Below are 23406 nucleotides of genomic sequence, written 5' to 3'. Positions count from 1 at the left end.
AGCGAAGGCGGCAGGCAATTCCAAGGCATGATAAAATCCGGAGGTGTTCTATGAAAAAGAAAGCATCCCTTCTTATGGCCGGTTCGGCGATTGTATCGATGTTGTTTGTCTCAAGCTCTTACGGGGCTACGGAATTTTGGGAGCCTCTGACGTATTATAATCCCGCTACCTGGCAGAAGGCGGACGGCTACTCGAACGGCGGCATGTTCAACTGTACCTGGCGGGCGAACAACGTAAGCTTTACGAGCGACGGGCATTTGAAGCTGGGCTTGACCAGCTCCGCCTACAACGTGTTTGACTGCGCCGAGTACCGTTCCGTCAACAAATACGGTTACGGTCTGTACGAGGTCAGCATGAAGCCGGCGAAAAACACGGGCATCGTATCTTCCTTCTTCACGTATACCGGTCCGTCTGACGGTACGCCTTGGGATGAGATCGATATCGAGTTCCTCGGCAAAGATACCACCAAGGTTCAGTTTAACTATTACACTAATGGCGTAGGCGGCCATGAGAAAATCGTTGATCTTGGCTTTGATGCGTCGCAAGGCTTCCATACTTACGCGTTTAACTGGCAAGCCGGGTCTATCAAATGGTATGTGGACGGCGTACTGAAGCATACGGCAACCTCCAACATCCCAACCAATCCGGGCAAAATCATGATGAACATCTGGAACGGCAAGGGAGTCGACAGCTGGCTCGGAGCCTACAATGGCGCCAATCCGCTTTATGCCGAGTACGATTGGATGAAATATACGAGCAACTAGTTTTGCGTCAACGGTACGGGGGAACCTGTACCGTTGTTTTTTTCTTGTTTCGGTCGAGCTCTATTTGCTATAGGCGGGCGAGAGGGAGCGAGAGATCAAATAGCCCCTCAGGGGATATATTTCAACTGGCATGGCATAGCCCGTTACAGTAAAATTTTAAGGGTGCATATTCAATTTCCAACATCCTAAAGAAGTGCAATCGATGTTGCAATCTTAGTATAGAACGGGGTAGTCCAACTCCTTATTATAAGTCCTGTAAGCTAATACATTGCACTGGGGGAAACGCAGTTGAAAGAACAAAAGAGAAAGTTGCTGCCGACCATGGTACTCGCGGGAGTGATCTCCCTTACGGCGATTACGAGCGCATGCGGCAACAATAACAATGCACCGGACAATGCCAATGCGAGCAAAGAGCCAAGCAACACGGCTTCTGCGGAAAATACGAATGCAGGCTCGGAAGCGAAAGACGTCAAATACGATCCTCCGATTACCGTTACCTATTTGCGTCCTTGGGGCCCGGATGTCAAATTCAAATCGGGCGAAGACCAGGACAATAACGTTCATACGAAATGGGCGCTTGATAAATTCGGCATTCAGCTCAAGAATCAGTGGATTGCTCCTTCCACGAACAATGCCTTTGAAACGAAGCTTCGCTTGTCTCTGGCAACAAACGAAAAAATGCCGGATATTATTTCGTACCGCGGTGACTTCACGCTGGTAAGAGAGCTGATTGATTCCGGCCGCTTCGTTGATGCAGGCGAGCTGTTCGACAAATATGCGAGCCAGGTATGGAAGGATGCGATGAACGAGGATCCAACCGTATGGTATCCGTACATGGAGGACGGCAAGCGAATTGGCATTCCGATTCTGGATTACGCTTACAATGGCGACCCTGTCATGTGGATCCGTGAAGACTGGATGCAGAAGCTTGGACTGTCGGCGCCAAAAACGTTGGATGATCTCGAAAAAGTGATGGATGCCTTCACGAACCAGGATCCGGACGGTAACGGCAAGAAGGATACTTACGGTCTCGCAATCGGCTTCAAGAACTGGATTAATACATGGATGTCGGACGCGGGCTGGATCTTTGGCGCTTACGGCACAATGCCTAACCAATGGAACAAAACCGCGGACGGCAAGCTCGAATACGGCTCCGTAACCGAAGGCTCCAAGAAGGCGCTGGCCACGCTTCAAAGCTGGATGAGCAAAGGCTATCTGCCAACCGAAGCGGGTCTCTATGACGAGACGAAAGCGGCGGAAGACTTCACGGCGGGCAAAGCGGGTATCGTTGTTGGTCCTCACTGGATGCCGGCATGGCCGCTGGAAGACGTGAAGAAGAACAATAAAGACGCGCAGTACAAAGCTTATCCGCTGCCAGCGGGACCAGACGGCAAAGTGGGACGTCACGGTACATCGAACTCGAACGGCGTAGTCTTGATTAATGCCGAAATGGAGCATCCGGAAGCGTTCTTCGCTTACCAGAATTACCTGTTCGAGCAATACGCGAATCCGCAGGTTGGCGGAGAGTTCGAGAACGGTCTTGCCGAGGGTTACGACTGGGTTACGGTAGACGGCCAGGTGAAGACGGACGCGGCAAGCACGGGCGGTTACGCACCTGAGAAATATACGCTGACTTTTGACGGCGCTCGTATTCCAAGCCTGAACATGCAAGTGCTCTCGAAGCTGGCGAACGGCGAAGAAGCGACTACTCCATTCGAGAAGAAGCTGAAGATGAGCACACCGCAGCCAATGCTGGAAGCAGCTAAAATTGTACAGGAGCAGAAGGATTCGGTTCTGCCTCAAATGTTCACGGGCGCTCCGACCAAGACGATGCAGACAAGCAACGATATTCTGGGCAAGATGGAGAAGGACACCTTCTCGCAAATCATCTACGGCAAAGCTCCGGTTGATTCCTTCGACAAATTCGTGGAGAAGTGGAAATCCTCCGGCGGCGATAAAATCACCCAGGAAGTTAACGAGTGGTACCAATCCGTCAGCGGCGGAACAAAATAATAATAAGTATCCGAACCGCCTCTCATTAGTAGAGGCGGTTTTTTTCGTCCCCCGCTCGTAAAAAGAGCAGGGTTCTTTGCGGCGTAACGCCCGTAAGGGCGCAGGAAACCGGACGGAGCGGGCCGGCACGGAGCAAGTGAATGCTTTTGAGAAGCGGAGTTAATGCTTCCGAAGTAGCTTTCTTGCAGAAAGCTTGTAGTCCGCCTTTGTTTTCAAAGTTTAACCTTAAACCAAATTAGAATCGGAAACTTTGAAAACAACAGCGGTCGAAAGAGCATTCACTTGCGTAGTGCCAGCCATAGCGAAGTAACACCCTCCCCAGCGCCAAAACCAGTTACCCGCAACAACCAACTCTTTTTATGTTATAGTATTGGTTATTTAAACGACTTACGGATAATGACGGGGGAGCTTCACATGGTATGGAACTGGTTCATTCGGAAAAGCAGCGTGCAAAATAAGTTTCTGATCGCTTCGCTGGTGCTGATTATTATACCGCTGGGATTGTTCGGGACGATCTCGCTGCAGATCTCCAAGGATTCCATCACCTCGCAGGTCAGCCAGTCGAACTTGAAGACGCTGGGACAGATTGCGGACAAGACCGACCGGATGCTGGATGACATTATCGCGGTGTCGAACCAGTTCTTCCTCAGCACCGAGGTGAACCACGCGTTTACGCAAGCCTTTGATCCAAGCAGCTACGAATATGCCATGCAGAGGGCTTCCTTCGATCAGATGCTGTCCAATTCCATTTATTCGTTTAACCGGATCAGCTTTCAAGTACTGTTGAGAGGCCTTAACGGCTTTGAATTTCCGGGCAACGGCATGGAGGAGACGTTGTCTCAGCCGGTCAGCTCGTATTCGGACAAGGAGTGGTACCGCGCTGCCGTCTACGGTCAAGGCCAGATTATCTGGGTAACCGAGCCGATGCCGGAGCTGACGGGTGTAGACCGGGGGGCCGCCTTCTACGGCGTAAGGATCAGCAAGCGGTTTGAAAGCGGTTCACCTACGGGCATTGTAGCGGTCAGCGTCGACGAAAGCTCGCTTAACGACTTATACAGCAGCGCGCTCGATAAAGCGCAGGAGATCGAGATCGTAGACGCAAACGGAAGAATCATCTCCTCCGGCCATAAAGACCAGATTCGCGAGTCGCTGGCCAGCCGGCCGTATTATTATAAAATCCGGGATTACGATTCCGGTTATTTCAGGGCGGAGGAAGGCGGAAAGGAGCAGCTCATCTCGTTCCAGACGATCGGCAAGACGAATTGGAAGCTGATTTCGTACACGCCTACGGCGACGGTATTGTCCAGCATCAACCAGCTCCAGACGATCGTTATTCTGGTTTTTGCGGGAGTTGTGCTGCTTGCGTACGCATCCTCTTATTTCATGGCGAGGCGCCTTGCCGTTCCCATCAAAAGATTGTATAACCATTTTGGGCGGGTGGAGCTTGGCGATTTGTCGGTCCGTCTTCCCGTTAACTCGGAGGATGAAATCGGGCATTTGACGAGAAAGTTCAACCGCATGCTCGAACGGATTCAGGAGCTGCTGGAAAATATCCGGCTGGAGCAGGAGCGCAAAAGACATGCGGAGCTCCAGGCGCTGCAATCGCAGATCAACCCGCATTTCCTGTACAATACGCTGGCCTCGATCCGGTTTATGCTCGTGAAGCACAGGCCGGAGACGATTGATTCGGTTATCGTGGCGCTGGTGAAGCTGCTCAAGCAATCCATTTCGAAGCAGGACGAGCTTATCCCGATCGGGGAGGAGCTGGAGATGGTCCGGAATTATTTATACATTCAGCAAATCAGGCAAGGGGACCGGATGGAGGTCCGGTACGAGCTCGAAGAGGAGCTTTACGAATACAAGACCATCAAGCTTATTTTGCAGCCGCTCATCGAAAATGCGATATTCCATGGCCTGGAACGCAAGGGAGAAGGACAACGGCAGCTTATCGTGAGAGGGTATATGGAACGAACCGATATTTGTTTTGAGATCGAGGATAACGGGGTCGGGATGGATCTTGGGGACATGGAATCCAAGGCAGCGGGAGAACAAGACGAAAAATTGGTTCACCGCGGAGGCTACCGGAACGTTCACGAACGGCTTCAGCTTAATTTTGGCGAGAATTACGGAATCAGCGTGCAATCGCAAGCCGGTGCGGGAACGACGGTCCTCGTCCGGATACCCGCTATACACAAATGGGAGGAGGTGCGGACAAGATGAATATTCTCATTGTGGATGATGAACCGATGATCCGGGAATGGTTCCAGATGACGGTGGAGCGGACGGGCGGCGATTACCGGATAGCGGGCGAAGCTTCGAACGGCGAGGATGCTTTAACCTTTTGCCGGACCCATCCGGTTGATCTTGTCGTTACGGATATCAAGATGCCGGGAATGAACGGGATTGACCTGATCAAAGCGCTTAAAGAAGAAATGCCGCATATCCGGTCGGTGGTCTTCAGCTCTTACAGCGAGTTCCAATTCGCGGCGGAAGCGCTGAAGTTTGGGGCAAGCGAATACATATTGAAGGCGGAAATTACGCTGTCCGGGCTGGAACAGATTTTGCAGAAAATCAAAAAGGATATTGACCTGGATCAACGGGCGGCCAGCGAAATAAACGCGCTTAGATACAGCTTGAACGAAAGTCAGGTTACGCTTCGCAATGCCTATTTCCGCGAACTCTTGGAGGGTGGACGGGAGGCGGCGAATGGATTCGCGGAGAGAATGGAGCGTCTGCATATCGGGTTGTCCGAGAAGCATCTTGCCTTGCTTGTTGTGGGAATCGTACAGGGCTCGGAGCCGCTGCGGATCCGGGAGGAAGGGCTGCTGCAGAATGCGGTCATTAACATTCTGGACGAGACGCTGCATCATGAGCTGGGGAACGGCTGCTCCTTCCTCTACAAGCCGAATCTGTATATCATGCTCTGCAATTCGGTTCACACGGGATTAAAGTCGCAGCGCGAATCGCTGCTTGTGCTGGCAAGCCGGGCAAGCGAGCATTTGCAGCGGTTTGTCAGAGCTAACGCCGTGATCGGAATCAGCCATATGTACAGCAGGCTGTCTTATTTGCCGGAGCAGCTGTCCGAAGCGCTTGCCGCTGCGGACCGTCATTTATTTTACGGCGATCCCGGCATTGCCTGGTATGAAGACAACGGCAGTGCAGGCAGCGCGGCTTACAGCAACTTCGGGTCCGGCTGGACGTCAACGTTTCAAGGCTATCTGGATAACGGACTGACGGCTAGAGCCGGCTTGTTCCTCGAGAAAATTATGGACGAGATGGAAACGGGGAGACAGCTGTCAGCCAAGCAGGCAAGGTCGCTGGTGCTGGAGTTGATTTACATTGCGGTTAACCGCGCCAGAACGGTAGGCGTTCCGACGGAAGAGCTGGAGACGCTCTATATTGACGCCCACGTGGAGGTTCAGCGGTATGCAACGTTCCGCGAATTGTCCGGCTGGGCGAGCAGCGTTTTTCATCAGATCATGGATCGGATCAGCGCGCGGCGTCCGCAGTATGGCGAAGCGGTGGAACGGGCATGCGAATATATTACGATGCATTATGCGGAAGATTTGATGCTGCAGGACATCGCGGATCATGTTCATCTGAGCCGGACGTACATCAGTGAATTGTTCAAGAAAGAAACGGGCATGAATTATAACGAGTACCTGATGCAGGTAAGGATGGAAAAAGCGAAGGAGCTTCTGAAACGTCAGACGCTGAAGGTTGCCGATGCCGCGGCGCTTGTCGGTTATTCGAATACGAGCTATTTCATCAAGCTGTTCAAGAGCTATACGGGCTTGTCCCCGGCCGAATACATGGAGCGGCAGCGCAGCGTCTAAATAAATACCGATCCGTCAAACATCGCGATAACGCGGTGTTTTTTTGTGAAATCCGAACAGCGGAGTATGGAATCCGAATATTTTGCTAGTTCCTTAAGGCAGAGGAGCAGGGCTGCTCTTAATTCCTGTACTTTTGTGCTGAAAGACCGGAATCTGGCGTCACTAGCGGTCTCTGCCATTCTTTATACTTCACAGTAGATTCAACAAAGGGAGGTCATAGAAGATATGAAAAGAAGAAAAAGCATCATGACGGCGCTTTGCGTGACGGTGCTGGCCAGCGTTGCGTTAACCGCATGCGGCAGCAACTCCACCGAGCAGCTGAACCCGAAGGACAACGGTTCTTCCGGCGGCAGCAAGACGCTGACATTCTGGCGGGCAGGCACGGATGCGCCGGAGAAAGCGTATTGGACGCGCGTGATTCAGGAATTCGAAGCCAGCCATCCGGGCGTGAAGGTGAACTACAGCGAGGTTCCGTTCGGCAACGACATGGAGACTAAGCTGAATGCCGCTTATGCCAGCGGTACCGCGCCGGATGTGCTGTCTTATACACTGGCATCGGTTGCCCAGCGGGCAAATCTTGGCCAATATGAACCGCTTGACGCTTATACGGATAAGTGGGATGGCAAAAGCGACATGATGGAAAGCGTGCTGAACACCGGCATGTACAAAGACAAGCTGTACGGCCTCGGGTTTATTCCGGATCCTCGCGTTCTGCTATGGCGCAAAGACCTGTTCGAAGCGGCGGGACTTGATCCCGAGAAGCCGCCGGCAAGCTGGGAAGAGCTTGCGAAGGATGCGGAGCTACTGACGAAGAAAGACGGCAATACAACGGTGACGGCGGGTCTGGCCATTCCAACGGCTAACGCTTGGACCTTCTGGCAATCGTTTGTCCTGCAAAACGGCGGCAAAATCATCGATGCGGATAAAAACGAGCCGCTCTTCGATTCTCCGGAATCGATTGAAGCGACGCAGTATATTGTGGACCTGGTGAAAAAAGGCGTAACGATTCCGAACGACTCGGCGAAATCCAACGAGAACCTGTTCCCGAACGGCAAAGCCGCAATCGCTTACGACAGCCCGGCTGCTTACGTGAATACACAAAAGGATCATCCGGAATTGGCCGGCAAGATTGGCGTATCCGGTCCAATCGAGCGCAAAACAAAAGCTACCTTCGCCGGTATGCGCCTGCTCTTCATGAGCTCGCAAAGCAAGCAGAAGGATCTGGCGTTTGAATTCATGCAGACGGTTATGTCCAAGGAAGAGACATGGAACCGATACAAGGAGCTTGGCACGCCGGTTGTCTTGAACTCGCTGAAGGATGATTACATCAAAGACAAACCTGAAATGAACCAAGCGGTATTCGATGCGGTATCCTACGGGGAAGGCGCCGCAAAGGTCACTTACTCCAGCAAAATGTACGAGATTATCAGCCAGCATCTGGAAGCAGCTTTCTACAACACGAAATCGGCGGAGCAAGCGATGAAGGATGCGGCCGCAGAGCTGAAAAAAGAGCTGCCAAACTTGATTACCAACTAACGGGCATCCATTTAGCCTGGTATAGGCGCCTGCTGCCGCTAGAAGGGCAGGCGCCTTTTTTAAAGGATTTTTCGTTATTGAAGGAAGAGAGGTGAGGCGTTATGAATTCCGTGAATTCGGCGGCTGCAGCAAGCAAAGCGACAACTTCGAAGAGCCGGCGGCGCGCCCCAATCGATAAGGCCGGGTATTTGTTTATTGCCCCGGGTTATCTCGTTTATTTCGCGTTTATTTTTATCCCGCTGCTGGTGGGCTTGTATTACAGCTTTACGAACTATAACTTTTACTCGACGCCGGCTTTTGTTGGTTTCGACAACTACGTAAGGCTGTTCCATGACAAGCTGTTTGGCACGGCGGTGTACAACACGTTTATTTATTCCTTGTTTTCGATTTTTCCGCAGATGGCATTAGGCCTCTTGCTCGCGGTACTGCTGAACGGAAAGCTGAGAGGCCGCCTATTCGCCCGCGTCAGCGTTTATATTCCGAACGTCACCTCCATGGTTGCGGTATCGATGATCTGGCTATGGATTTACGATCCGTCGCTCGGGATATTGAACCGCGTGCTGAAGACGGTTGGCCTTGCCCCGGTGCAATGGCTGTACGATCCAAGCACGGCAATGGCCGCCATCATTATGATGGGAATCTGGAAATCGATCGGCTACACGATGATCGTGTATTTGTCCGGTCTGCAGTCCATCCCGGCAAGCCTTTATGAAGCCGCTCATATGGATGGCGCAACGAAGGTCCGGCAGTTTTTTGCCATCACGATTCCGATGCTTAAGCCAACAACGTTCTTTATTCTGGTTATGTCCTGCATCAACTCGTTTATGGTGTTTGAGCAGGTCAACATTTTGACCAACGGCGGACCGTTGAACAAAACGACAACCATCGTTCATCAGATTTACCTGCGCGGCTTCCAGGATTTCCAGATGGGCTACGCATCGGCGATGGCGATGGTCTTGTTCGTGATTACGCTGCTTATTACTTTGCTGAATTTCCGTCTCGGAAATAAAGGGGAATGACACCGATGTGGATTAGGAGGCGGACCCGTAATGACTAGAAAATGGCCTACTGTACTTTTTTCAATCGTTATGTTTATCATTGCATTGCTTATGCTGTTCCCGTTCTTGTTAATGGTGGTTACTTCGCTGAAAACGATGGGCGAGATTCAGTCCCCGACATTTACGTTTATTCCGAAACATTGGTTATTCGACAATTACGCGGAAGCCATGGGACGAGGCGAATGGCTCCGATACTTCTATAATTCGTTTATTGTAACCGGCGTTACCGTTGTATTCAGCCTGGTGTTTAACTCCATGGCAGGCTTTGCTTTTGCGAGGCTTCGTTTCCCGGGACGGGACGTGCTATTCTTCTCCGTGCTGATCGGCATTATGGTGCCGCCGCAGGCGACGATGATTCCAACCTTCCTGATGATGAAGATGTTCCCGTTCTTTGGGGGCAACGACTGGCAGGGGCAAGGCGGCTTTGGCTTCATTAACAGCTATACGGGTCTGGTGCTGCCGTTTATTGCGGGCTCCTTCGGGATTTTCCTGTGCCGGCAATATTTCTTGAACTTTCCTCGGGCGCTTGACGAGGCGGCGCAAATTGACGGAGCGAATGTCTTCCGCGTATTCTTCCAGATCTATCTGCCGCTCAGCAAGCCGATTCTGGCAACGCTGGCGATCTTCAAAACTACGGCAACGTGGAACGATTACATGTGGCCGCTTATTATGACCAACACGGAGCATATGCGGACCGTGCAGCTTGGCCTTACCATTTTCCGCAGCGAGACGAACGTAGAATGGAATTTGCTCATGGCGGCAACTACCTTAGTCGTGTTGCCTCTTGTATTATTATTCTTGGCAGCGCAGAAATACTTTGTGCAGGGGATTGTAACAACAGGTCTGAAATAAGGGGTGCTTTCATGCGAACGATTATGATTATGCTCGATACCTTGAACCGAAGAGCTTTATCCGCTTACGGCGGCGAGGGCGTTCGGACGCCTAATATCGACCGGCTTGCGGAGCAGTCCGTCGTCTTCGACCAGCATTGGTCCGGGTCGCTGCCTTGCATGCCGGCGCGGCGCGATATGCTGACGGGACGGGCTGCTTTTCTGGAAAAGGGCTGGGGCGGCATTGAACCGTTTGACCGCACGTTGCCGGCGTCTCTGAGGGAGGCCGGCGTGTTCAGCCATATCGTGACCGACCATTATCATTATTTTGCCACGGGCGGCGAGAACTATTGCCAGTCCTTCTCCACGTGGGATTTCCACCGGGGGCAGGAGGATGATCCATGGGTTTCTTCTATTAAAGATTTGCCTGCGCCGGAACGTTATTACGGTCAGGTACGCGCGCAATGCCAGAAGAACCGTACGCAATTTCTTCGCGAAGAGGATTATCCGGGGCCAAGGACCATTCAGGCGGCATGCGACTGGCTGGAGAAGAACGGACGCGAGGACCGGTATTTCTTGACGGTGGAAGCTTTTGACCCGCATGAGCCGTTTGATACGCCCGATCATTATTTGCAAATGTACCAGGACAGCTACGAAGGTCCGGCCTACAGCTGGCCGAAATACGGCACTGTTGACGTACCGCCGGAGGCGCTTGCCCATATTCAGAAGCGTTATGCGGCAACTCTTACGATGATCGACCATTGGCTTGGCAAGCTGCTGGATACGATGGAACGGCTGGATATCCTGGACGATACTCTTGTTATTTTTACAACCGACCACGGTTTATTGCTTGGCGAGCACGAACAGACGGGCAAAAACGTCATGCATGTGTATAACGAGCTGGCCAATATCCCGCTAATGATTCGTCTGCCTGAAGGCCGGGCCGCGGGCACCCGCATCCAGGCGCTTACGCAAAATATCGATCTTATGCCTACGATCCTGGACTATATGGGAGCTTCGATTCCGGATACGGTGCAAGGGGCTTCGCTTCGCGGATTGCTCGAAGGAACGCAGGAGAAGGTGAGGGAAGCGGCTTTGTACGGCTATCACGGGATGTGCGTCAATGTAACGGATGGCCGTTATACGTATATGCGCGCACCGGTCTCCAAGGATAATTATCCTTGTTACGCTTACACAGCTATGCCGACCACTTTCCGTTCCTATCTCGGACGCGTAGCGCCGGAGCGTATTGAAGCGGGCCGGTTCCTGCCTTATACGTCCTATCCGGTGTTCAAAATTCCGGAAAGCACGCAAGGCGTAACGTATGCCCGGAATCAATTCGTCATGGAGACGCGGCTTTATGATCTTGCTCGGGATGAGCATCAGGAGCATCCGCTTCAGGATGATGAGGCCGAGGCACGGATGATGGAGCTGCTCGTTGCGGGCATGAAGCAGGCGGGAGCACCGGAAGAGCAGTACGTCCGGCTTGGTTTACTAGAAAAAGAATAGAGCAGATGGCAGTATAAGGCCTTCCGTTAGTTTACGTGCGGAAAGCGTTGTACTGCCTTTTCTTATTATGGTAGTGTTGAAATAAGAGAGTTACAAGAAAAGCTAGTTAGATGGATCATAGACACTTCTTATACGGGGAGGAAGGTGAAGATGGCACAGGAACAGGAATTAGAGAGCAACACGGTAAAATCCTGCTGTTCAACCGATCGTTCATCGGTTGTGATCGCACCTAAGAATTTGAAGCTGAAAGCAGCGGTCAAACCGGCGGACTCCAAGCCGGCTGTTGATCCGGATACCGATACTTCGGGGATGGTGTTTATTCCGGGCGGAACCTTCCTGATGGGAACCAATGATAAGGAAGGCTTTGCGGCAGACGGGGAAGGACCGGTTCATAGCGTTACCGTAAACAGCTTTTATATGGATGAAACGGCGGTAACGAACGAGCAGTTCGGACGTTTTATTGCGGCAACGGGCTACGTCACCGAAGCCCAAAGGTTCGGCTGGTCTTATGTGTTCCATCTGTTCGTTTCGGAGGCGGAAGCGGCGAAGGTGAAGACGGTGCCGCAGACGGCCCCTTGGTGGTACCCGGTAGAGGGCGCGGACTGGAACCATCCGGAAGGACCCGATTCTCATATCGAAGGCCGCGAGGATCATCCGGTTATTCATGTCAGCTGGAACGATGCGATGGCGTATTGCGAGTGGGCGGGCAGGCGCCTGCCGACGGAAGCGGAGTGGGAATACGCGGGCCGCGGCGGACTTGCGCAGAAGCGTTACCCTTGGGGCGATGAGCTGAAGCAAGGCGGCGAGCATAACTGCAACATCTGGCAGGGTAAATTCCCGGTCAAAAATCACGCCAGCGACGGTTACCTGGGAACCGCTCCGGCTAAGAGCTTCAAGCCCAATGGCTATGGCCTCTATAATATGGCGGGCAACGTCTGGGAATGGTGCTCGGACTGGTTCAGCCCGGCGTACTATCAAAGCGGCGAGAACGATAACCCGCTAGGCCCTCGTACTGGAGAAGGGCGCGTCATGCGGGGCGGCTCGTATCTCTGCCACAGCTCCTACTGCAACCGCTACCGGGTAGCGGCGCGCAGCAAGAACACGCCCGACAGCTCCACCGGCAATTGCGGGTTCCGCACGGTGCTGTCCGCACCGCAGCAATAATAGAGCAAAGCCGTCTATCAAGCACGCCGTTAGCTTGGTAGACGGCTTTTTTTTGTAGCCCGATGCACCTGCGACGCGGGGGCTGGGGCTATTTCACCTACCTAAACCGTGCTTTCTGAGCTTAACGATGTGCGACATCGTTAAGCGACTCGAAAGAGCCCACGTTTGCTCTCTTAACGATGTCGCACATCGTTAAGGAACGCTCAAACCTCCTCAAACTAGCTCACAGCGCCGTTTTCCTCGAGCTTAACGATGTCCCGCATCGTTAAGCTGCTCGAAAAAGCCCACGTTAGCTCTCTTAACGATGTCGCACATCGTTAAGAAGCGCCCACCCCCCAACAAACTATGCTCACAGCGCCGTTTTCCTTGAGCTTAACGATGCCCCGCATCGTTAAGCGACCTCTCCCATCCATCCACCTCACCGACAGGTCACAATCTTATCCTTTCAGGTCACCGGATTGGTAGTGAGACTCCCCCTCGAAATCCTACAATGAACTCATGAACCACGGCATACCGGGGTCAACAAACTTACAAGAGTTGATAAAGGGAAGGGAGCTCTCAACGATGTTAAAGAGCAAAAAGATGCTTATCACGCTTAGCTTGCTGGCTGTATCGATGTCGCTTGCCGCATGCGGCGGCAACAATAACGGCAACGGTACAACGGCTAGCAATGCCAATGCCTCCGCAAGCACCAATACGAACGCTAACGCAACGGCTTCGGAATCGCCAAGCGCGGACGCTGCGGCAACCGTGGAAGCGAACGGGCCAACGGAAGCGAAGCCTGCCGAGCTGACCATCTGGCCGGATACGGCGGAAGACAAACTCGCTGTTATCCAAGCGGCAGCGGATAAATACACCGCCGCAACAGGGATTAAGATCAACATTAAGCCGGTAGCGATGAATGATCAACCGGATGTGCTAGCGCTTGACGGTCCCGCCGGCAAAGGTCCGGACCTGTTCTACCAGCCGGGCATCGGCAGCTTGGTCGTGAAAGGTCTTGTACAAGAGGTGAAAGCTTCGGACGAGGTAAAAGGCACTTACACGCCGGAAGCACTCGCGGCGCTTAGCCAAGACGGCGTTCTGTACGGCCTCCCATTAGTAACGGAAACTTACGCTCTTTTCTATAATAAGAAGCTTGTCCCTAATGCCCCTGCAACGATTGCCGACCTCGAGCAAATCATGAAAGACCAGACCGACGCGAAGAAACAAAACTACGGCTTCCTCTTTGAAGCGGCAAACTTCTACTTCGCTTGGGGCTTCCTCGGCGGCGAAGGCGGTTATATTTTCAAAGACAACGCCGGCAAATACGATATCAACGATATCGGTCTGAACAAGGAAGGCACGGTAAAAGGCGCCTCCCTGATCCAAAGCTGGTTCAACAACGGCTACCTGCCTAAAGGCGTTAACGGCGACATCGTTGGCGGTCTGTTCACGCAAGGCAAAGTTGGCGCGGTTATCAACGGACCGTGGGCCATCAACGATTACAAAAAAGCGCTCGGCGACGATCTGGCCGTTGCTCCAATCCCTACCCTTGAAGGCGGCGCGCATCCAACCTCCTTTATCGGCGTGAAAGGCTGGATGCTATCCAAGTTCTCCAAATCCCCAGAGTGGGCGGCGGATTTTGCGGCCTTCCTGACGAACGAAGAGAACGCGCTTGAGTACTTCAAGAAAACAGGCGAGGTTCCTCCGGTTATCAACGTCCTGAACAATCCGGTTCTGACGGGCGATCCGCTTGTAGCCGGCTTCTCGCAGCAAATCCAATACGGCCAGCCGTTCCCGACCGTTCCCGAGCTTGACCATGTATGGGATCCGATGGCGAACGCCCTGAAATTCATCACGGAAGGCAAAGACGTGCAAGCTTCCCTGGACGATGCCGTGAAACTCATTAACGACAAGATGAAAATGGCCGGCGCGAAGTAAGGCAATCCTCGTCCGCCATACCATGAAACAAGGAAAGGGGCTCCTCACAGCCCCTTTCTCCATTACATCGCATTCGGAAATATGGAAGGTGAACCAAACATGAACATCAACGCCCTGGAGCCCGTGTCGCAAACCAGACAAAGCCATCATAATCCCGCCCTCGCGACCGTCCTGTCCATCGTTCCTGGATTAGGCCAGCTGTACAACCGTCGCTGGATCAAAGGGATTGTATTTCTTGTAATTGGCTTAAGCTTGATCATTGCGTTATCCGTGCCTATCGCAAACAGCATCGCAGGAATGATTACGCTCGGGGACAACCCGGAGACCGACGATTCCCGTAATTTGCTCGTCCAAGGTTTGTTATCCTCCATCATTGGCGTTATCCTGCTAGGCCTGTACGTGCTGAATGTGCTGGATGCCCGGAAGGATGCGAAAAAACGCCGAGAGGGCATCCGCACGCCATCCGTCCGGCAGGCCTTCCAGGACAGCTGGGAGCATGGCTTCCCGTATTTCGTCGTTGTGCCGAATTTCATCATGATGGCGCTGATCGTCATTTTCCCGCTGCTGTTTATGATCTCTCTCGCTTTTACCAACTACAACCTGTACAATTCACCGCCTGCCCATCTGCTGGACTGGGTTGGTTTTGCGAACTTTAAAGCTTTATTCACGGAAGCCGTGTGGAGCAAAAGCTTATTTACCGTTCTTTCCTGGACGGTCGTATGGACACTTGTCGCGACAACGCTGCAAATTATGCTGGCTTTTTTCCTTGCGGTAATGATCAATGACAGCCGAGTCAGGTTCAAACGCCTGATCCGTACGGTTATGATTCTCCCCTGGGCGGTTCCGTCATTTATGACCGTGCTTGTATTTACGGCGATGTTTAACGATACGTTTGGCGCGATTAACCGGGATATTTTCTCCCACTTTGGCGTGTCGATTCCGTGGCTCTCCGATCCGACCTGGGCGCGCGTGGCGATTATCGGCATTCAAGTATGGCTTGGTTTCCCGTACGTATTTACGCTGATTACCGGGGTACTTCAAGGAATCTCGAAGGACTGGTATGAAGCAGCCGATGTGGACGGGGGAAGCCGCTGGAAAAAGTTCCGTTTCATCACGATGCCGCATGTGCTGTTCGCAACGGCTCCGCTGCTCATTATGCAATACTCGTATAACTTCAATAACTTCAATATTATTTATTTGTTCAACAAGGGCGGTCCTCCGGTTCCGGGCCAGAACTCGGGTGCAACCGATATCCTGATCTCGTGGGTGTACAGCCTGACGTTTAAGGAAAACAACTACAAAATGGCTGCCGCCGTATCCATCATCATGGGTATCGTCGTCGCGGCGTTTGCTCTCTATCAATTCAGCAGAACCCGTTCCTTCAGAGAGGAGGATATGTACTAAAATGAAACGTTCGCTCAAATCCGCTCTGGAAGTGTCCGGCATTTATCTGGTTGTCCTGATCATGTTCCTCATTATTTTGTACCCGCTGCTCTGGGCGTTCAGCATGTCCCTCAACCCGGGCACCAGCTTGTTCTCGCTCAAGATGATCCCGGACAACTGGTCGCTCGAGCATTACGAATGGCTGTTCAACAATCCGAGCAGCAACTACACCCTATGGTACAAAAATACGCTGATCATCGCGTTTGCGAACGGCATCGCCTCGGTCTGCATCGTATCCATCGTGGCTTACGTGTTCTCGCGGTTCCGGTTTGTCGGACGGAAGAACAGCATCTACACGTTCCTGCTGCTGCAGATGTTCCCGGTCTTGATGGGGATGGTGGCGATCTACCTGCTGCTCAATACCGTAAACCTGCTGGATACGTTTTTGGGTTTAATCCTGATTTATGTGTTTGGCGGCTTGCCGATGAACCTGTTCCTTGTAAAAGGGTACCTCGATACGATTCCGCGCGATCTCGACGAATCGGCCAAAATCGACGGAGCGGGCTACCTGACGATTTTCTTCCGCATTCTGGTGCCGCTTGCCAGCCCGATTATCGCGGTTGTTGCCTTGTTTACGTTTATGGCGCCGTTCTTCGACTTCCTGACGCCGCAGATCATTATCCGCAGCCCGGAGAAGTTTACGCTGGCGCTAGGCTTGTACAACTTCATTAACGATAAGTTCGCGAACAACTTTACGATGTTTGCCGCAGGCACAATCCTGATTGCGATTCCGATCTCGATTGTCTTCCTGCTGCTGCAAAGGTTCCTTATTTCCGGTCTTGCGGATGGGGCAACCAAAGGTTAACAATTCATTTTAGGAGGAATGGGATCAATGCCATCATTATTGAAAAAGCTGATGATTCTGTGCATGGCGCTCCTTATTGCGATCCCCCCGCTGTCCGCTAATGCGGACGGCGTTTCCGGGGTTAATAATGAAGACGCTTACATTCGAATTCATAATCCTTGGCAAGGGTATTCCCTTTATGAGGATGCCGAAGGTAAAGTGCGTTACGGTTTTCCCGCAGAAAACGATCCTTATGCGCAATGGACATTGGAGGAGAAGGATGGACATAAGCGCATCAAGAACCGCGCTACCGGCCATTACATGAACTCGGAGCAAGTGACGGATGCAAATATTACAAATGCGGTGGAGAGCTCGGCTGCAAGCGAAGGCTCGTTATTCGACACTTGGGATATTGCGGAAGTAGCAAGCAAGCCGGGGGAGTTCAATATTGTCAGTACGCGCAATCCATCCTGGATTGTGAACTTCCAGATTCAAGACGGCAAGGTGCAGGCGAACAACTGGGCGCAAAAGGATTGGGGAAGCGCGACATGGACGCTGGATCCCGCCGAAGCAACCGAGCCGGTTCGGATCGTTAGTCCGTGGAACGGCTCCTATTTATATGAAGAAGATGGAGAAGTGAAATACGGAGAAATCGCTTTGAACGATACGTCTTCGCAATGGTTCGTGGAAGACAAGGATGGCTACCAACGTCTACGCAACCGAGCAACCGGACATTACCTTCATTCGCAGGCGATTACCGCGGAGCAAATGACGAATCCGGTTGGTATTTCCGCGATTGACGAGGGCTGGACATCGGATTTATGGTTCCTGGAAGCGGCTGATGACAATGGCGGCATCAACATCGTCAGCTCCCGCGACAACAGCTGGATCGTTAATATTCAGGGCACCGGCAACGGCCCGGACGGCATCGTCCGCGCGAACAACTGGGCGCAGAAGAGCTGGGGCAGCGCCGTCTGGAGGCTTGAGCCTGCGGCGGATTCCGCTCCGAAGCGGATCAAGAACAATTGGAAGGGCACCTATTTGTATGAAGAGAACGGCCAGATCAAATATGGCGAACCCGCCTATACCGATAAGGCGTCGCAATGGATTCTAATCGACACGGCAAACGGGACGCTGCTGCGCAATCTAGCAACCGGTCATTACGCAACAAGCGTCGATTACGTAGGAGCAACACCGCTCTCCGCGGAGAACTCGCCAAGCGCGGATTCGGCCTGGATAGTTGCGGCCGCCAAGAATGACAGCGGCGGTGAAGTCGAGGGCTACGTCACGCTCCGAAGCGCGGCAAGCGCCAACAGCTTCATCAACGTACAGAATCAGGACGGCTTCGCGCAGGGCAATAACTGGGCGCAGGCAACGTGGGGCAGCGCGCAATGGGCGCTGGAGGATCCGGCTCCGCCGAAGGAGCCCGTTATTCCGTATATCCGGATCAAGAACAACTGGCTGCAGCTGTATTTGTTCGAGGATGCAAACGGCGTTGTCCAGTACGGCAACGTACAGCCTTCGGACCGGAATGCGCAATGGCTGGTTGAGGAGCATGACGGCGTGAAGCGGATCAAGAACCGCGGGACCGGTCACTACTTAAACAATGAAGGAGTAGCAGGCGACCGGGACGCGCTGAAATCGACGGCGTTGGCCGACGAATCATCAGCGGGCGACTGGACGATCGAGACCTATCAAGGCTACAAGCTGATTGGCAAGCCTGGCGATGCCAGCGGCAAATACATTAACGTCGAGAACAAGCTGAAGCACGCGCAGCTTAGCGTCGTGCCGAAGGATTGGGGCAGCCCGAAATGGGAGTTTATTACGGTAGGCGAGACTGCGCCTGCTTATGTGCGCCTGAAGAACAGCTATTTTGGCCAATATCTCTTTGAGGACGAGAATGGCAAGGTCGCTTACGGCCAGCCTGCGGCAGAGGATCCGGCTTCCCAGTGGTCCCTCGAATCCGCTCCGCAAGGCGTATATATCGTGAACAAGGCGACCGGCCATATGATTTCGAACGAGAATATTAATCGTGCCGAGAATGAAGCAAACCCTCATCTAAAGCCTCTGGAAAGCTTGACGCTTGATAAGTCATGGGGCAGCGTGCAGTGGGAGATGACGGATGTTGAGGGAGCGGCGAATACGAAAGTATTCAGCAACGGCTGGAACGCGAACTGGAATAACGAACCTGCACGCATTCATATGCAGGACCAGACCGGTTATGGTCAGGCGAGCCCGATTCCTGCCGACTGGGGCAGCGCGCAGTGGGTGCTGGAGGCTGCACCTCAAGCACCGGCCGGGCTGCCGGAAGGTTATATCCGCATCAAGAACGAAGCTTCCGGTCAATACCTGTATGAGAATGGCAATAACGTGGTTTTGTACGGAACGCCGGCTGCCAATAACGCGGCTTCGCATTGGAAGATGACCAGTAAGGAAGGCAAGCAGCTGATCGTAAACCGGGCGACGGGCAACGCGATTTCGATTGAACATGAACAAAGCTACCTCGAGACTACGGCATCGCCGGCTGCAGACGACACGAAGGTGCAATGGGTAGTGGAAAATGGTCCTTCAGCCGGCCTTTATCTGCTCCGCAGCGCAGCTGTTGGTTACGAAGACAACTATATTCATACCGAAGACCTGCAGGGCTACGCTCAGTATGAATTGAGATCGATTGAAAGCCGCGGCGTGCAATGGAAATTCGAGACGGCGCCTGCTGAAGCGGTAACGGTGCCGCCGGTTGACGGTCCGGCAAATGCGGTAACTCCGGTATTAAAGGAGCTTAACTCGGTCCGGATTGTGGATGCTGTCAGCGGCAAAGCACTGATTGAACGTAATGGCGTAATTGTGGCGGATACGCCTGCTGCTGCCGACGGCAAAGCGGCAGAATGGCTGCCGCAGGATTATAACGGCCATAAGCAATACGTGAATCAGGCAAGCGGCCGCAAGCTAGCCGTGAAGGCAAGCGGTCAAGCAACCGTCTTAACCGATGGGGCAAGCTTGTCCACGCAATGGAATGTCTCTTCTTACGGAGGTTATCAAGTGCTCGGCAATGCTTCTGCCACAGGGCAATATTTGACGGTTGGTGCCGCTGGCGCTGTATCCATTCAAGCCTTGGAAACATCCGAAGCTGCGGCGCATTGGCAGCTGCAAGCGGTGAAGAGCGATGTCCGTTACGAAGCGGAAGACGCGTTTATGACGGGCGGGGTAACGGCGAATGAAACTTCCGTTGCCGGCTTTACGCAAGAGGATGCAGCCTTACTTTTTGCCGTCAATACGGACAAAGCAGACAACTATTCCGCTAAGCTTCGTTTCCGGAATAACGACAGCCGTACAGCAACGTTAGCCCTTTACGTCAACGGTCTGAAGCAAACCGCTGCCGCCGAGTTCCCAAGCACGGGCAGCAGTTGGTCAGACCTTACCCTCGAGCTGCCGCTTCGCGCAGGCATGAATACCGTATCGCTTCAATACGATAACGGCAGTACGGGCGGTGTTAACGTAGATTACCTCCTCGTGCGGAACGCCATAAGCAAGGATTACCGCGGAGCGACCGTTCCGTTTACAACCTATGAAGCGGAGCATGGCATAACAAACGGTACTCTTATAGAAGAAGACCGTACGTTCAAGACTTTCGCTTCCGAGGCCTCCGGCAGAGAGGCGGTTCGTCTGGATGCAACAGGGCAATATGTCGAGTTCAAAACAACGGAACGGGCAAATGCACTGACCATGCGTTATATCATCCCGGATTCTCCGGCGGGTGACGGCGAAGAGCATACGCTGACGCTTTATATTAATGGCAATAAACAAGGCAAGATCAACCTTTCCAGCAAGTACAGCTGGGTATACGGCAAATATCCGTGGACGAATAATCCGGCAAACGGAGACGCTCATCGTTTCTATGATGAGTCCCGCTTATTAATAGGCGATGTGGCGGCAGGTTCGACAATCCGTCTCGTGAAGGAGGCTGACGATAACGCCGATTATTACGTGGTGGATCTGGTTGATCTGGAGCAGGCGCCTGACGCATATTCGAAGCCGAATAGTTATTTATCGGTGACGGATTTTGGCGCAACGGCCAATGACAGCTCCGACGATTCGGCCGCATTCGAAGCCGCAATCGCGGCTGCCAAGGAGCAAGGTGCCGGCGTATGGATTCCGGCAGGAAGCTTTAATCTTGCGCAAGGACCTCTCCATATCGATAATGTAACGATCCGCGGTGCTGGAATCTGGCATACGGAGCTGCATGGCGCAGGCTTCCTGGCGGAAGGAAGCAAGGTTCGCGTCTACGATCTCTACATGGATCTTGGCGTAACGGGACGTCATGACGAGCTGCGCGAAGCGGGCTTTGACGGAACGTTTGGCAAAGGCTCCATCCTACAGAATGTATGGATCGAGCATGCCAAGGCCGGCATTTGGTCGATGCGCAGCGATGAGGGAGTCGTGACGGACGGCTTGTACGTTGGCGGAGTGCGTATTCGCGATACTTACGCAGACGGCATCAATTTTACAACGGGTACGCGAAATTCGATGATTGAGCAGACGTTTATCCGCAACTCCGGCGATGACAGCATCGCGCTTTGGTCGCAGAAGCCGGAAGGCGTATCCGACGATGACAGCCGGGTGAGCAGCAATACCGTACGTTTCAATACGGTTCAGCTGCCATGGCTGGCCGATAACGTGGCTATTTTCGGAGGACGCGATAACAAGGTGCAGGATAATATCCTGACGGATACGGTTGGCTTTGGCGCGGGGATTGCGGTATCGACACGCTTTAATCCGGTCGCCTTTGACGGCACCACGCTTATCGAGCGCAATACGCTGATCCGTACCGGCGGCCGCGAGCCAAGCTGGGGTCAAAACTTCGGTGCAATCTGGCTGTTCACGGGTGATAAGCCGATTGACGCCGACATTACCATTCGAGACAACACGGCACTCGACAGCACTTATCAAGGCTTGTACGTAAACGGACCAAACGCGATTGCTAACGGTACCCGCAGCATTACGATCGAGAACTATGTCATTGACGGCACCGGTACATGGGGCATCCATGTTAATAATGACGTAAGTGGCTCCATTAATCTGGATAATGTCATTGTCCGCAATACGAAGATTGGTCCTGTTTTTAATGCGAAGTCCACTGGGTTTGAATTGCGCACGATTACGCATGAAGACAACTCGGGCTCCGGCCATACGGGCGGGGGCGGTTCAACACCGGTTAGGTCTTCCGTTAACTATGACGCCGATCTGAATGCCGGACTAACCGCGGGCAAAAAGGAAATCGTCATCGACCTGCCAGTAGGCGATAACTCGGGTGCAGCCGAATTCTCTGCCGCTGCACTGAAGGCGGCTGCATCCGCAACGCAAGAAACATCCATTGTTATCCGTTATGGCGGAATGACCTACACGCTTCCATCGACGATATGGACGATTCTGAAGGAAGCGGGTTATGCGGATGCATTGGCAGCTGCCGATGCCAAGCTGACGCTGACCCTCTCGCCGGTTTCCGGCACGTTAGCCGACGAAATGAAGAGCAAAGCCGCTTCCGCGGGCTTTACTCTTGCCGGCAATCCGGTTTCCTTCGAGCTGACGCTGCAATCCGGCGGCCAGTCCATGCCGGTCCATCAATTCGGCAAGCAGTTTGTTGCAAGAAGCTTTACGATTAATGGTCAGGTAGATCAAGACCACAGCTCTGTTATTGTTTACGAACCGGCAACGGGCCAGTTCAGAACGGTTCCGGCGTTGTTCGCAAGCCAAGGCGGAGATACGGCCGTGACGGTATTTAGCACAACAAACAGCTTGTACGCTGTTGCGGTGACGGATGTCTCCTTCAAGGATATCGCTGCCCATTGGGCCAAAGACGATATTCTGCTGCTGGCGAACAAACGGATAGTGAACGGCGTATCAACGGATCTGTTCGCGCCTAATCGCAATATAACGAGAGCAGAGTTCGCGGCGCTTGTCGTCAAAGCGCTTGGCCTTGCATCAGGCAGTGAAACATCAGTCCCGTCCTTTACGGATGTTGCTTCATCCGCCTGGTACGCTTCTTATGTGAAGACAGCCGTTCAATACGGCATTGTCAAAGGCATGAGCGACGGGACCTTCCGTCCGAATCAGGAAATTACCCGTCAGGAAATGGCGGTTATGCTGGCACGGGCATTGGTTCTGGTTACGAAGCGCGGGTCTGCGCCAATCCAAGCCGAAGCGCCGGAAGCGGCCTTCCCGCAAGACGGCAGTCAGATTGCCGATTGGGCGAAATCCGCAATCAACGAGCTTGTTGCCGCCGGAATCATGCAAGGCAAATCTGCCGGCAAGTTTGCGCCGCTCGACCAAGCATCGCGCGCTGAAGCAGCCGTAACGCTGAAGCGACTCCTGCAGGCAGGCGGTCTGATGAACAAATCATAGCAAGTCCGGGCAAGCCGGTCAGGGAGAGTTTCCCGGACCGGCTGTTTGCCATGCTCTCAAGGTCACAATCTTATTATTAAAAGTTACAATTAGAGTAGTCGGAAAGAATCAGGCCGTTGTATGATGAGGTATCTAACCTTGAGCCAAGGA

Annotated in this window: 13 protein-coding genes; all 13 read left to right on the top strand. The window is 53.0% G+C overall.

What is annotated here, in order from left to right:
* Positions 1–98: 98 nt before the first annotated feature.
* Positions 99–764 carry a beta-glucanase gene (bglS, locus tag PGL01S_RS22530; RefSeq protein ID WP_373312762.1) on the top strand — a complete coding sequence of 222 codons (666 nt, stop codon included), beginning with the start codon at positions 99–101 and terminating at the stop codon, positions 762–764.
* 288 nt (positions 765–1052) lie between these two features.
* On the top strand, positions 1053–2777 hold the full coding sequence (locus PGL01S_RS22525) for an extracellular solute-binding protein (protein ID WP_127496822.1): 1725 nt from the start codon (positions 1053–1055) through the stop codon (positions 2775–2777).
* Between the two features lie 414 nt (positions 2778–3191).
* A complete protein-coding gene (locus PGL01S_RS22520; RefSeq protein WP_127496821.1) occupies positions 3192–4997 on the top strand; it encodes a cache domain-containing sensor histidine kinase in 1806 nt (601 codons plus the stop codon).
* Positions 4994–6613, top strand: a complete 1620-nt coding sequence (locus tag PGL01S_RS22515; protein WP_127496820.1) for a response regulator transcription factor — start codon at positions 4994–4996, stop codon at positions 6611–6613. The genes PGL01S_RS22520 and PGL01S_RS22515 overlap by 4 nt, the downstream gene beginning before the upstream one ends.
* Before the next feature lie 225 nt (positions 6614–6838).
* Positions 6839–8149 (top strand): ABC transporter substrate-binding protein, encoded by a 1311-nt coding sequence (locus PGL01S_RS22510; protein WP_127496819.1) that lies wholly within the window; start codon positions 6839–6841, stop codon positions 8147–8149.
* A 101-nt stretch (positions 8150–8250) separates the two neighbouring features.
* Entirely contained in the window at positions 8251–9168 is a 918-nt protein-coding gene (locus PGL01S_RS22505; protein WP_127496818.1) for a carbohydrate ABC transporter permease, read from the top strand.
* Positions 9169–9198: 30 nt separating this feature from the next.
* Positions 9199–10059, top strand: a complete 861-nt coding sequence (locus PGL01S_RS22500; protein ID WP_127496817.1) for a carbohydrate ABC transporter permease — start codon at positions 9199–9201, stop codon at positions 10057–10059.
* Between the two features lie 11 nt (positions 10060–10070).
* Positions 10071–11546 (top strand): sulfatase, encoded by a 1476-nt coding sequence (locus tag PGL01S_RS22495; protein WP_127496816.1) that lies wholly within the window; start codon positions 10071–10073, stop codon positions 11544–11546.
* 150 nt (positions 11547–11696) lie between these two features.
* Complete coding sequence (locus tag PGL01S_RS22490) at positions 11697–12710, top strand: formylglycine-generating enzyme family protein (protein WP_127496815.1); 1014 nt, start codon at positions 11697–11699, stop codon at positions 12708–12710.
* A 564-nt stretch (positions 12711–13274) separates the two neighbouring features.
* Entirely contained in the window at positions 13275–14630 is a 1356-nt protein-coding gene (locus PGL01S_RS22485; protein ID WP_127496814.1) for an extracellular solute-binding protein, read from the top strand.
* Between the two features lie 99 nt (positions 14631–14729).
* Complete coding sequence (locus PGL01S_RS22480; protein ID WP_127496813.1) at positions 14730–16034, top strand: sugar ABC transporter permease; 1305 nt, start codon at positions 14730–14732, stop codon at positions 16032–16034.
* 1 nt (position 16035) lies between these two features.
* Positions 16036–16878, top strand: coding sequence for a sugar ABC transporter permease (locus tag PGL01S_RS22475; protein ID WP_127496812.1), 843 nt, complete (start codon positions 16036–16038; stop codon positions 16876–16878).
* Between the two features lie 27 nt (positions 16879–16905).
* Entirely contained in the window at positions 16906–23256 is a 6351-nt protein-coding gene (locus PGL01S_RS22470) for an S-layer homology domain-containing protein (RefSeq protein WP_164775564.1), read from the top strand.
* Positions 23257–23406 lie beyond the last annotated feature (150 nt).

It is taken from the genome of Paenibacillus glycanilyticus NBRC 16618 (assembly GCF_004000805.1).
Lineage (GTDB): Bacteria > Bacillota > Bacilli > Paenibacillales > Paenibacillaceae > Pristimantibacillus > Pristimantibacillus glycanilyticus.
Note: the sequence above shows the minus strand (reverse complement) of the source record. Positions and strands in the feature narration are given on the sequence as shown.